Below are 12,520 nucleotides of genomic sequence, written 5' to 3'. Positions count from 1 at the left end.
CTCACGGAGCCACGCCGATGCCTTTCGTAACCATTGACGGACAACCCCTTCACTACATCGATCAAGGCACCGGCCCGGCAGTCCTGCTGGCCGGCAGTTACCTGTGGGACCAGGCCATGTGGGCGCCGCAGATCGCCGCGTTGTCGCAACAGTATCGGGTGATCGCTCTGGACCTGTGGGGCCACGGTGAATCGGGACCGTTGCCCGCCGGTACGACGTCACTGGACGATATCGCCCGCCAGGCATTGGTGCTGCTCGATCATCTGGATATCGATCGCGTGACCCTGGTCGGCCTTTCGGTCGGCGGCATGTGGGGCGTGCGCCTGGCATTGTCGGCACCGCAACGACTCAACGGGCTGGTGCTGATGGACACCTATGTCGGCGTCGAGCCGGAACCGACCCGTCAGTACTACTTTTCGTTGTTCAAGATGATTGAAGACACCGGGGTAATCGCGCCGCAGTTGCTGGATATCGTGGTGCCGATCTTCTTCCGTCCAGGCATCGATCCGCAGTCGGCGTTGTACCAGGACTTCCGCGCCAGGCTGGCGGCTTTGCCACCTGAGCGTCTGCGCGAAAGCATTGTACCGATGGGGCGGATTACCTTTTCCCGCGATGATCTGTTGCCGCGTCTGGGCGAACTGGATGCAGCGACCACGCTGGTGATCTGTGGCGATCAGGATAAGCCACGGCCGCCTTCGGAGGCCCGAGAAATGGCCGGGCTGATTGGTTGCCCGTGTGTGCTGGTGCCGGAGGCGGGGCATATTTCCAATCTGGAGAATCCGGGGTTTGTGACCGAGGTGCTGCTGGAGTTCTTATCCCGGAAAAATTAGTCGTTTTTACCGGTCCCTTCACGAGCGGGCTCGCTCCCACAGGTCATCGCAGTTCATTCGTGGGAGCGAGCCTGCTCGCGAAGGGGACGACGAGATCACTTCGGCCCGAGAATCTTCGCCAATTTATCCGGCGAAGGCGCCCCTTGCTGCTGTTGCAGTTCGCCCTTGCTGTCCATGTAGAAAATCGCCGGGGTGGCGGACAACTCCAGCTCTTCCATCAATTGCATGTTGGCCGCGAGCTTCGCCTGAATCGCCGGCGGCACATCCTTCAAGGCCTTAAGCGAGCTGCCCTTGCCAGCGGCTTCGTGTTCTTGCAGGGCCTTTTGCGGGTCCTTGGCGGCGAGTAGCGCGGCGGACTTTCCCGGGCTGTCTTCGCGGATGATGCCCACCATGATGTGGCGCAGTTGTACCTTGCCGGCCTTGACCCAGGGCCGCGCCTGTTCCCAGAACATGTTGCAGTACGGGCAGTTCGGGTCGCTGAACATGTAGACGATCCGCGGTGCATCCTTGTTGCCATCGGCGATCCAGTTGCTCGCTTCCATCTTGCCCCAGACTTCCTTGGCCATCGGTGCGTACACCAGTTTTTGCAAGGGGGCACTGCTCAGGTCATTCCCTTCGGCGTCGTACAGATTGCCCAGCAGCACGTGCTTGCCATCCGGTGTCAGGTACAGCGCCATGCCGCGGTTCTGGTATTGCGCGGCATAACCGCGCAAGCCACCGGGTGCATCGAACTGGCCAACGATTTTCGCGCCTTTGGCTTCGATCTTCTTGATCGCGTCGGGCAGCTCTTCAGCCTGCACCGCCGGCAGGTGCAGCAGGGCGGCACCCAGGGTCAGGGTCAGCAGGTGGCGGAGGCGGGGCATGGCAGTTTCCTTGAAGAGGTGGCAGGTACGGAATCGAAGTTTTCCAGGGCGCGGGCCAGGCTGGCTTGCGACAGTTCGCCCAGATGGCTGCCCAACAGGCGACCGTCGGGGCTATAGAACAGCGTAGTCGGGAGTGCCATGGATCCGACGGCCTGGCCCAGGCGACCGGTGCCGTCGAACAGCACGTTGGACAGGCTCAGGCCCTGGGTTTCCAGAAAAGTAGCGACGCTTTGCATGCTTTCGGCCTGATTGACGAACAGGAACGTCAGGTCCGGGCGCTGTTGCTGGGCGTTTTCCAGGACCGGCATTTCCCGGCGGCAGGGCGGGCACCAGGTGGCCCACAGATTGATCACCAGCGGGCCGCCCTTGTAGTCCGCCAGTTGCACGGTTTCGCCGGCGGCGTTGCGCAGGGTGATGTCCGGCAGGCGCGTGCCTTGCTCATAAATACCCAGGGAGAAGGTCGCCAGCAGCCAGAACGCAAGGCCGCTGGCCACGCCGAAGCCCAACGGGCGGCGCAAACCGGGGCGGCGCCAGCTCCGGTACAGCGTGGCGAGCACCAGTGTGATCACCCCCGGCCAGGCGAGGAAGCCGCCATCGCGCAAGTCGATGACCTGCCAGGGATCATTGCGATAGTGCGTCCAGTAAACGACGACGAAACCGATCCGTGCCGCAAGCATGCCGATCAGGAACAGACTGAACAGCACCGACTCGGGATTCTCGCCACCGCGCTTGGCCACCCGCCAGCCGACGAATGTCGCCAGTGCCAATGCACTGATCAGCAGCAGATGGTTAAGCGCGATGGCAAAGGTGCCGAGGGTGAAGGTCAGCATTAACGGGCATCTCGGGTGGTGGTCCAGCGTTGCAGGAAAGTCTCGGCATCGACCTCGCCGGTGATGCGCTGGCTGCGGCGCTCGCTGCCGTCGGCACCGATCCACAGCAGACTCGGTGGGCCCGGCACTTTATAACGTCCGAGCAGTTCGCGGCTGGCGGCATTGTCGGCGGTGACATCCAGTCGGAGCAAGCGCACATCGCTGAGGGCTTCGAGCACCTTGGCCTTGCCGAATACCTGTTTTTCCATGACCTTGCACGACACGCACCAGTCGGCGTAGTAATCGAGCAACACCCACTGGCCTTGGGCTTGCGCTGCGTCGAGTTCCCGTTGCAGGGCAGCGGGATCCTTGAGGGTGGTGAAGGCGTCATGACCCGTTGGCACCGCGGCGACGGCGGAGCTTGAAGCGCGGAATACCTGCAACGGCTTGAACAGATCATCACTGCCACCGGCGGCACCAATCACCAACAGGCTGCCCCATAGACCGAGCAGCAAGGCGCTGGCCCCGAACAGGTGGGCGATTCGGCCAAAACCGTCCGATTGCTTCCAGGCGCTGTAGGCTGCGATCAACAGCAGCGCACCGCACAAACCGACCCACAGCGATTCGTCCAGCACCGGGCGTAGCAATAACAACGCGGTGGCAAGGAACAGGAAACCGAAGATGCCCTTGACCAGGTTCATCCAGGCACCGGGTTTGGGCAGAAAGCGATTACCGATGGTTACCAGGAGCAACAGCGGTACACCGATGCCGATGCCCAGGGCGAACAGGATCAGCCCGCCGTGCAGCGCATTGCCGCTCTGGGCGATATAGAGCAGGGCGCCAGCCAGTGGCGCGGTCATGCAAGGGCCGACCAGCAGGCCGGACAAGGCGCCCAGCACACCGGCGCCGACCAGGCTGCCGCCGCGCTGATTACGCGAGACATTTTCCAGGCGATCACGCACGGCCACCGGCAGTTGCAGCTCGAAGAAGCCGAACATGGGCAACGCCAGCAGCACGAAAACTGCCGCGAAACTGCCCAGCAACCAAGGGTTTTGCAGCAGTGCCTGCAGGTTCGCGCCCAGCAGCGCCGCCAGCACGCCCATCGCCGCGTACACCAGCGCCATGCTCACGACGTAACTGCTGGCCAGGGCCAGACCGCGCTTGGGCGAAGCACCACTGCCGACGATCAAACCGGCCAGAATCGGCAGCATCGGCAACGAGCAAGGGGTGAAGGCCAGCAGCAGGCCGAGGCCGAAGAACACCAACAGGCTCCAGCCCAGCGCCCGTTGTTGCAGGTTACTGGCCAAGGCTTGATCCGGTGCTTCGTTGGTCGCGGAAACATCAGTATTCCCGCCCAGATCCACGATCTGTGTCTTCGGCGGATAACACAAACCGGCATCGGCGCAGCCCTGGAAGCCCACCTTGATCTGCCCGGTAGCGCCAGCGGGAATCTTCAGTTCCAGGCCCTGTCGATAGACCTGCTGTTCACCGAAGAACTCGTCGCTGTGGGATTCGCCCTGCGGCAACGCGGGATGCTGATCGACTGGCAATCCATCGAATTTCAAACGCTTCTGATACAGGTAGTAGCCATCGGCAATCTGCCAGAACAACTGGGTTTCACCGGATTCAAGGCGTTCGGAAGTGAAAACAAACGCTTTTTCCACAGGCAGAAAGTCGGGTTTGCTCTCAAACGGATTGGTGCCGGCCTGGGTCAGGCCGCAGAACAGCAGGGCGACGAGTAGAAGCAGTTGACGCATGGAAAAGCCTTATCCTTTTGCAAGTGAGCTGCACAATGGGCGGTGGCGATTAACCGATGATTAACCGCGGCGCCCTTGTGGCCGGCTTGTGGTGACGTCGCTTGCGGCATAATGTCCGCTTAATCGCTCAACGGCCTAATCCGCTTTATTTACACGAGGCTCCCTATGCACGTATTGGTTTGCGAAGACGATGAGTTGATCGCCAGCGGCATCGTCGCCGGCCTGACCGCCCAGGGCCTGACCGTAGAGCACGTGGCCACGGCGTCCGCGGCCCGGGCGATGCTCAAGGTGGCAGAGTTCGACGTGATGGTGCTCGACCTCGGCCTGCCCGATGAAGACGGTCTGAGGTTGCTACAGCAGTTGCGCCACAACGGCCTGGAGCTGCCGGTGCTGATCCTCACGGCGCGGGACTCGGTCACCGATCGTGTCGACGGATTGCAGGCCGGTGCCGACGACTATCTGCTCAAACCCTTCGATCTGCGCGAATTGGCCGCGCGCCTGCACACCCTGTTGCGACGGGTGGCGGGGCGTAGCGTCAACCTGATCGAGCATGGCGCGCTGACGTACGATCCGAGCAGCCGCGAAACCACGCTTGCCGGCCAGCCGGTGGATCTGTCGCGCCGCGAACAGTCGCTGTTGCAGGCCCTGCTGCATAACCGTGGCCGCGTGCTATCCACCGAACAATTGAAAGACAGCGTCTACGGTTTCAACGACGAGCTGGAGAGCAACGCCCTCAACGTGCATATCCATCACCTGCGGCGCAAGCTTGGCAATGGCATCGTCGAGACTGTGCGCGGCCTGGGCTACCGCCTGGGTCCGGCCGATGGCGGAGAACAATCGAAGTGATGAGTCTGCGTTTGCGCCTGAGCCTGACCCTCGGCGGCGCGTTCGCGCTGATCTGGGCGCTGGCGGCGGCCTGGATGCTCAGTGACCTGCGCAATCAGATGATGTTTTCCCTCGACCAGCGCCTGGTGGCCTCAGCGCGGATGGTCGCCGGGCTGATGGAACAATTGCCGCCGGTGCCGAGCAAGGGCGAAGGCACCCATTTCAGTGCCGAACAACTGAACCTCCCGGGTGGCATGGCCTGTCAGGTCAGCTCGTTGCGCGGGGAAATCCTCGCCCGCAGTCACAGCGATCCGGGGCAAACCCTGGAAGCTGAAAAAATGGGCTTCCACGATCAAATGATCGACGGCGCGCCGTGGCGTAGTTTCACCCTGGCTCGCGGTGATTTGCGCATCACCACGGCGGATCGGCAGATCGAGCGGGAAGCCCTGAACATGTCGATCCTGCTGGCTGCCTCGGTGCCGGTGGGCGTAGCGCTATTGGGTTGTTTGTGTCTGCTGTGGCTGGGGATCGGCCAAGGGCTGGCGCCGCTCAACCGCATGCGCGATGCCTTGATGCGCCGTAGCCCCGACTCCCTGGAGCCCTTGCAGGTCCAGCCGTTGCCCAGCGAGCTGCAACCCTTGCTCGACACGCAGAATCAGCTGTTCCAGCGAATCGGCAAGACCATCGAGCGCGAACGCCGGCTCACCGGTGATGCCGCCCACGAATTGCGCAGCCCGCTGACTGCCATCAAGACCCACCTGCAAGTGGCGCGCATGACCGATGGCGCGGCCCGGGATCAATCCCTGGCCCGAGCCGAGGAGGGCGCCGACCGTCTGCACCGGACGCTCGAACAATTGCTGTTGCTGGCGCGGGTCGAAGGCAGCCTGTCGTTCGATGACGGCGTGCAATGCAGCGCCGAACAAGTGGCGAAACTGGCGATCCAGGACACGGCCGGCGGTGATCGCCAGCGCATCAGATTCGAGGTGCCGGCCAGGTTCTCCCACGCTCCGGTGCAGATGCCCGCGGTGCTGTCGATCGCCGCGCTGCGCAACCTGCTGGACAACGCCCTGCGCCACACACCCGGCGACGGACCGGTGGAACTGAGCCTGCAAACCACCGACAACCGCGTGCAGTTTGTGGTGCGCGACCACGGACCGGGTATTGCCGAAGACGACCTGCAACATTTGACCCAACGATTCTGGCGCAATGGCCAGAGCACCGGTTGCGGCCTCGGCCTGGCGATTGTCCAGGCCATCGTCCAGCGCTGTGGCTGCACCTTGCGTTTCGACAGCCGGCCGGATGGGTTGCGGGTTGAGCTGAGCATGCCGTTACAGCCGGTCTAAAAAACATTACGACACTCCTTGTGGGAGCTGTGTTGCACATCAAAAGTAACCTCTCTCCATTGGCCGCCCGGACCTCGCAGGACTATCGTTCCTCGCACTCAAAGGATTGAGGCAAGAGCGCCATGGACGAACCGATTCACACCCGCAAGGCAATCCCGGCCGACGCCGGTATCATCAGCCGCATCATCGAGCGCTCCATTCGCGTCGGTTGCGCTCGCGACCACCGCAACCACCCGCAAACCGTCGCCACCTGGACCCACAACAAGAGCATCGAACATATCCAGCCCTGGTTCACCGACCCGCGGCTGTACCTGAACATTGCCCTGTTGCACGACAAACCGGTTGGCGTCGCCATGGCCTCGATCAGCGGCAAGGTGGCGTTCTGTTATGTGCAACCGGAATGGTTTCGCCGCGGTGCCGGGCAAGCGCTGGTTCGGGATCTCGAGGGCTGGCTGATCGGTCAGGGCCTGCATCAGGCACGACTCAATAGCACTTGCACCAGCGAAGCGTTCTACCGGCATCTGGGCTATCAGCCTTGCGCCCGAGCCTTCATGGTCGCAGGGCTGCGGGCCATCCCCATGCACAAGGGCCTGACATCTGCTTCATCGAAAGCTGATCGAGGGTGTAAATCCTTGGGCCGCTGATGCGTTTCCAGAACAGGAAAACCTTTTTGAGGTCCAGAGATGCCAGCCGCCACCAGCCTTATCGAAGATCAACCGGCCCGGGTCGCCCCGGCCGAGACGCTTTACCAGTTCAACGAATCACCGTTGCTGGCCCGACAGAGCCAGCAGGAATCCAACGCCCGTAGTTACCCGCGACGCATTCCCCTGGTGCTCAAGCGTGCCAAGGGTATTCATGTCGAAGACGTTGAAGGCCGCCGCTTCATCGATTGTCTGGCCGGTGCCGGGACTTTGGCCCTGGGGCATAACCATCCAGTGGTGATCGAAGCCATCCAGCAAGTGCTGACCGACGAATTGCCGCTGCACACGCTGGACCTGACCACGCCGGTCAAGGACCGGTTCGTGCAGGACCTGTTCGGTCTGTTGCCACCGGCACTGGCCGCGCAAGCGAAGATCCAGTTCTGCGGCCCCACCGGCACCGACGCGGTTGAAGCGGCCCTCAAGCTGGTGCGCACGGCCACCGGTCGCAGCACCGTGTTGTCGTTTCAGGGCGGATATCACGGCATGAGTCAAGGCGCGCTGAGCCTGATGGGCAGCCTGGGGCCGAAAAAGCCTTTGGGGGCCTTGCTCAGTAATGGCGTGCAATTCATGCCGTACCCTTATGACTACCGCTGCCCGTTCGGCCTGGGCGGTGCGCAAGGGGTGAAGGCTAACCTGAATTACCTGGAAAACCTGCTCAACGATCCCGAGGCCGGTGTGCAATTGCCGGCGGCGGTGATTGTTGAAGTTGTGCAGGGCGAGGGTGGGGTGATCCCGGCCGATCTGGCCTGGTTGCGTGGTCTGCGGCGGATCACCGAAAAGGCCGGTGTGGCACTGATCGTCGACGAGATCCAGAGCGGTTTCGCCCGAACCGGTAAGATGTTTGCCTTCGAACATGCCGGGATTATTCCGGACGTGGTGGTGATGTCCAAAGCCATCGGCGGCAGCCTGCCGCTGGCGGTGGTGGTGTATCGCGACTGGCTCGACACCTGGCTGCCGGGCGCCCATGCCGGGACCTTCCGCGGCAACCAGATGGCCATGGCCGCCGGTTCCGCGGTGATGCGCTACCTGACCGAGCACATGGTCTGCGAACACGCCGCCGCCATGGGCGAGCGCCTGAGCGAGCATTTGCGCTTTTTGCAGCGGGACTTCCCGCAACTGGGTGACATTCGCGGTCGTGGCCTGATGCTCGGTGTCGAATTGGTTGACCCGACCGGTGCACTCGACGCCTTGGGTCATCCGCCAGTGTTTGCGCGCCTGGCACCGCTGGTACAGCGCGAATGCCTCAAGCGCGGCTTGATACTTGAACTGGGCGGTCGGCATGGTGGCGTGGTGCGCTTCCTGCCGCCGCTGGTGATCACTGCTGCAGAAATCGACCAGGTGGCCGAGATTTTCGGCCGGGCATTGGCCGCTGCCACCACCAGCGTCTAAATTTTTCGTGCCCCCGAACGTTCCTTCTACATACCGGCTGCACGCGGCGTGCAGCCCGCCCTACAGTGATGGAGAGACAGCATGACGTCAGTATTCGACCGCGAGGACATCCTCTTTCAGGTCGTGGTCAACCACGAAGAGCAATACTCGATCTGGCCTGACTACAAAGCCGTGCCGGAAGGGTGGCGCACCGTGGGCAAAAGCGGGCTGAAAAAGGAATGCCTGGCTTACATTGAAGAAACCTGGACTGACATGCGTCCGCTGAGTTTGCGGCAGAAGATGGATGAGCAGGCGGCTGTGGCGCACTGATCGACTGCGTATACGAAAAGCCCGCTGAACCGGTGACGGTCAGTGGGCTTTTTCATGTGCGCTATCGATGTTGCCCGGTTTCCTGTGGGAGCGAGCCTGCTCGCGAAAAGCCATAATGCGGTCCAGCTGACGTCACGCCCCACTCAACCCCTTGATCACCAAATCCACATTCCCCTCCAGCTCTGCCACCGGATCCTCGGCATCGGTACTCAACACCACCAACCGGCTCCCGGCCTCGGTGATCGCGGTTTTCACTGCGTCTGAAGGCTGGCGATGATGCAACACCACCGCCACGTCATTGTCCTTGAGCGTCGCACCCAGTGCCTTGAGCGCCTCCGGTGTCCACTCGGCATCCGGTCGTGCATCGAGGTCAACCAGTTCCAGATTGAGACCACCGATCAGATAACCGAAGTGATCGCTCAGGCTCATCACGCTGAGGTTGTCCGCTGCGGCCAGACGCGCTTCGCTGTCGGCGCTGAGTTTGAGCAAGCGCTGCTTGAGTGCGGCCAGATTCGCTTCGATCGCAGGCTTGGCCGCGGGCGCCAGGCGTACCAGGTCTGCCGCCATCACATCGGCCATGCGCCCCATGTTGTTGCTGGCCAGCCACGGCTGGCTGTTCAAGCCATCGACCTTGTTGTCTGGCTGCACGGCGATGCCGGGCAGTGCGCCGTCCACCGGGCGGGCGGCGTCGACTTCGACGATGCGGATGTTGCTGCGGCGGGAGATCGGGTACAGCGGGTCATCGGCCCACAGTGAGCGCAGACCGATCACCGCATCGGCATCGGTTGCCAGTTTGGCCAGCGCTGGCCCGCCACGACCAGTGAAGTACGCGGTCTGACGGCTACCGGGCAAGTTCGCCGGTGCCGCGCGTTCGAGGTTGATGTCGGTGCCCTTGAGCAGCACCTCGCCCAATCCGTAAGTGATCGGCAAGGATGCCAGCACGCGCAACGGTCTGGCGCCGTCCGCCGCACAGGCAGCATTGGCCAGGCCACACAAGGCGATGGCCAGGGTCAGTTGTCGCAGAGAAAATGACATTTATCCTAGGTTCCCTTTCAGGCTGGGGACAATGCCGCGCGCGATGGCGGCCAGGGCGAAGGCGATACCGGCCACCAGAATGATCGCGGCACCGGACGGAATCGGCAGGTCGAAGATGATGGGCGCGAGGATCCCGCACAACGTGCTCACCGTGGCGATCAATACCGAGCACCAGAAAAAGCCCTTCAGCGACTGGCTGAGCAAACGAGCTGCCGCCGCCGGAATCACCAGCAGGGCACCGACCAGAATCGCGCCGATGACTTTCACCGCGGCGACGGTGATCAGGGTGACCAGGACCACGAACAGATAATCCAGCGTTTTCACCGCCACCCCGCGCACTGCCGCCAGTTGCGGGTTGAAACTGGCGAGCATGATGCGGTTGTACAACGGCAGGGCCAGCGCCATGACCAACGAGCCGACGATGGCCAGCACCAGCAGGTCATTGCCGTTGACCGTCAGCACCGAACCAAACAGCACGTTTTCCAGAATGTGCACGTTGATCTTGCCCGCCAGAATCAGCAGCAGGCTCGCCCCCAGTGCCAGCGACACCGAGAGGAACACGCCAATCAACGTATCCGGCGCCAGACCGGTGCGGTTACGCAGGTAATTGAGCAGGATGCCGAACAGTAGGCAGTAGCCGAACAGGCTGCCGTAGGGGCCGGTGTAGGGTTCGCCGAGCAGGATGCCGATGGCCACGCCGGTCAGCGCCGCGTGGCCCACGGCTTCGGAGAAAAAAGCGAAGCGCTTGACCACCACCAGCGTACCCAACCCGCCCAGCACCGGGCCGATCAACAGTCCGGCGAGCAGGGCATTGACCACAAAACCATAGGCCAGCGCCTCGGGCAGGTAACCCGACGAGGCCCAGCCTTGCACCATCAAACGAAAGGCTTCGTAACTCATCAGGCAAGGCTCCGTGGATGGGTCGAAAACAGCGTCAGCAGGCGCTCGGGTGTCAGTGCCTGTTGCGGCGTGGCATCGAACAGCACCCGACGGTTTAGCCCGGTGACGTGGTCCGCCAGACGCCCGACCGCTTCCAGATCGTGCTCGATCCACAACACGGTGATACCCGCCGTCCGCCAGTCACCGAGCAGGCGTTCGAACACTTGGATGCCGGCTTCATCGAGGGCCGACATCGGTTCATCCAGCACCAGCAACTGTGGTGCCGGAATCAGTCCTTGCGCCAGCAACACCCGCTGCCGTTCGCCACCGGACAACGCGCCCATGCGCCGCTTGCGCTTGTCCTGCATGCCGACCCGTTCCAGGGCCTCGCCAATCGCCGCCGCGTAGTGCTTGCTCAATCCAAGGAATGCCGGGCGCCGCTGACACATGGCAGCCATGAAATCGTCAACGGTCATCGGCAGGCCGCGGTCGAACTCCAGTGCCTGAGGCACGTAGCCGATGGTGCCTGGCTCACCTGGCCATTGCAGGCTCAAGCGGCCCTGATGCGGCATCTGCCCGAGCAGGGTCTTGATCAGTGAGCTCTTGCCACCGCCGTTGGGTCCGACCAGCGCATGCACGCTGCCGGGGCGTACTTGAAAGGTGACTTTATCGAGGATCGTCGTGCGACCGAGGGTCAGGCAGACGTCCGCAAAATCCAGAGTCGGCCCCGAACCTTGTGGGAGCGAGCCGGCTCGCGACTGCGGTGTGTCATTCGACATTGATGTTGGCTGAGCGGACACCTTCGCGAGCAGGCTCGCTCCCACAGGGAACTCGACTTCTTTTGAGGTCATGCGCCTGACTCCTGAATCGCCCGCACCACGGTGTTGAGGTTGCCGGTCATTTCCTTTTCATACTTGTCGGCGGTGTACTCGCCGTAGGAAATGTGCGACAGCGGGTACAGCTTCACCCCGGACTCACGCTGGATGGTGTCGACGTAGGTGGACGGGAAATCCATCTCCGAGAAGATCACCTTCACGTCCAGCTCCCGCAGTTGGTCGATGGTCTTCTTCAGTTGGCTCGGGCTCGGCTCGATGCCGTGGGCCGGTTCGACCACGGCAGTCACTTCCAGGCCGAACTCGCGCAGCAGGTAGTCATAGGCCGCGTGCACCGTGGCCACGCGCAGTTCGGCGTTTGGTGCCTGGGTCAGTTTGGCCAGGGCGTCGGCGCGCATCTTGCGCAGGCGTTTGCCATAGGCGCGGGCGTTTTCGGTGTAGGTCTTGGCGTTGGCCGGATCGAGCTTGCCCAGTTCCCGGGCGATGTTGTTGACCTGGGCAATCGAGGCGCTGATCGACAGGAAGGTGTGCGGGTTGACCACCTTGCCGGCGCCGCGTGCGGCAACGCCGGTGGCCGCCAGCAACGGCACGTTTTCGTTGGCTTCGATGACCTTGACGTTGGGGGTTTCGCTGGCGGCGATCATGCGGTCGGCGAAGTCGTCATGGCCGACGCCGTTGAGTACGATCACATCCAACCCGCTGATGCGCTTGATGTCCTCGGCCCGTGGTTCGTAAGCGTGGGGGTTGAACCCGGCCGGAATCAGCGGCACCACTTCGGCCTTGTCGCCGACGATGTTGGCCACGTAACTGTAATACGGGTGCAGGGTGATGCCGATGCGCAAGCGCTTGGCTTCGTCGGCGCTGGCCAAGGGTGTCAGCAGGCAGGCCAGCAGGCCGACCAGTGCCAGGCGCAGAACAGAGCGTAGAGATGAAATGGGCATGGGAAA

General features: G+C 62.6%; 13 protein-coding genes. 6 read left to right on the top strand and 7 right to left on the bottom strand.

Features of this window, described 5'->3' with window-relative positions; all coding sequences use genetic code 11:
• Positions 1-17: 17 nt before the first annotated feature.
• Complete coding sequence (locus AC07ZE_RS20620) at positions 18-830, top strand: alpha/beta fold hydrolase (RefSeq protein WP_207266438.1); 813 nt, start codon at positions 18-20, stop codon at positions 828-830.
• Between the two features lie 95 nt (positions 831-925).
• Here the strand turns inward: AC07ZE_RS20620 and dsbG are convergent, their stop codons facing one another.
• From dsbG to dsbD, 3 genes are read right to left on the bottom strand one after another with little or no spacing between them, the layout of a single operon-like run.
• Positions 926-1,693, bottom strand: a complete 768-nt coding sequence (gene dsbG, locus AC07ZE_RS20615) for a thiol:disulfide interchange protein DsbG (protein WP_207266437.1) — start codon at positions 1,691-1,693, stop codon at positions 926-928.
• Positions 1,669-2,523 carry a TlpA disulfide reductase family protein gene (locus AC07ZE_RS20610; protein ID WP_207266436.1) on the bottom strand — a complete coding sequence of 285 codons (855 nt, stop codon included), beginning with the start codon at positions 2,521-2,523 and terminating at the stop codon, positions 1,669-1,671. The genes dsbG and AC07ZE_RS20610 overlap by 25 nt, the downstream gene beginning before the upstream one ends.
• Entirely contained in the window at positions 2,523-4,259 is a 1,737-nt protein-coding gene (gene dsbD, locus AC07ZE_RS20605) for a protein-disulfide reductase DsbD (protein ID WP_207266435.1), read from the bottom strand. Before dsbD ends, AC07ZE_RS20610 begins: the two co-directional genes overlap by 1 nt.
• Before the next feature lie 165 nt (positions 4,260-4,424).
• Between dsbD and AC07ZE_RS20600 the strand changes: the two genes are divergently transcribed.
• The 5 genes from AC07ZE_RS20600 (at position 4,425) to AC07ZE_RS20580 (ending at position 8,826) form a co-directional block, all read left to right on the top strand.
• A complete protein-coding gene (locus AC07ZE_RS20600) occupies positions 4,425-5,105 on the top strand; it encodes a response regulator (RefSeq protein WP_207266434.1) in 681 nt (226 codons plus the stop codon).
• On the top strand, positions 5,102-6,427 hold the full coding sequence (locus AC07ZE_RS20595) for an ATP-binding protein (protein WP_207266433.1): 1,326 nt from the start codon (positions 5,102-5,104) through the stop codon (positions 6,425-6,427). Before AC07ZE_RS20600 ends, AC07ZE_RS20595 begins: the two co-directional genes overlap by 4 nt.
• Before the next feature lie 122 nt (positions 6,428-6,549).
• Positions 6,550-7,071, top strand: a complete 522-nt coding sequence (locus AC07ZE_RS20590) for a GNAT family N-acetyltransferase (RefSeq protein ID WP_207266432.1) — start codon at positions 6,550-6,552, stop codon at positions 7,069-7,071.
• Positions 7,072-7,110: 39 nt separating this feature from the next.
• Positions 7,111-8,517: an aspartate aminotransferase family protein gene (locus tag AC07ZE_RS20585; protein WP_207266431.1), complete on the top strand. Its 1,407-nt coding sequence runs from the start codon at positions 7,111-7,113 to the stop codon at positions 8,515-8,517.
• An 81-nt stretch (positions 8,518-8,598) separates the two neighbouring features.
• Positions 8,599-8,826: an MbtH family protein gene (locus AC07ZE_RS20580; RefSeq protein WP_128608950.1), complete on the top strand. Its 228-nt coding sequence runs from the start codon at positions 8,599-8,601 to the stop codon at positions 8,824-8,826.
• 132 nt (positions 8,827-8,958) lie between these two features.
• On the opposite strand, the gene AC07ZE_RS20575 is transcribed toward AC07ZE_RS20580, so the two are convergent.
• From AC07ZE_RS20575 to AC07ZE_RS20560, 4 genes are all read right to left on the bottom strand, one after another.
• Positions 8,959-9,861 (bottom strand): metal ABC transporter substrate-binding protein, encoded by a 903-nt coding sequence (locus AC07ZE_RS20575; RefSeq protein WP_207266430.1) that lies wholly within the window; start codon positions 9,859-9,861, stop codon positions 8,959-8,961.
• A complete protein-coding gene (locus AC07ZE_RS20570; RefSeq protein ID WP_207266429.1) occupies positions 9,862-10,761 on the bottom strand; it encodes a metal ABC transporter permease in 900 nt (299 codons plus the stop codon).
• A complete protein-coding gene (locus tag AC07ZE_RS20565; RefSeq protein ID WP_207267861.1) occupies positions 10,761-11,519 on the bottom strand; it encodes a metal ABC transporter ATP-binding protein in 759 nt (252 codons plus the stop codon). The genes AC07ZE_RS20570 and AC07ZE_RS20565 overlap by 1 nt, the downstream gene beginning before the upstream one ends.
• Positions 11,520-11,587: 68 nt before the next feature.
• Positions 11,588-12,514, bottom strand: a complete 927-nt coding sequence (locus AC07ZE_RS20560) for a metal ABC transporter substrate-binding protein (protein ID WP_207266428.1) — start codon at positions 12,512-12,514, stop codon at positions 11,588-11,590.
• Between the last annotated feature and the right edge of the window lie 6 nt (positions 12,515-12,520).

The sequence above is a fragment of the Pseudomonas sp. GW101-3H06 genome (genome assembly GCF_059424605.1).
Note: the sequence above shows the minus strand (reverse complement) of the source record. Positions and strands in the feature narration are given on the sequence as shown.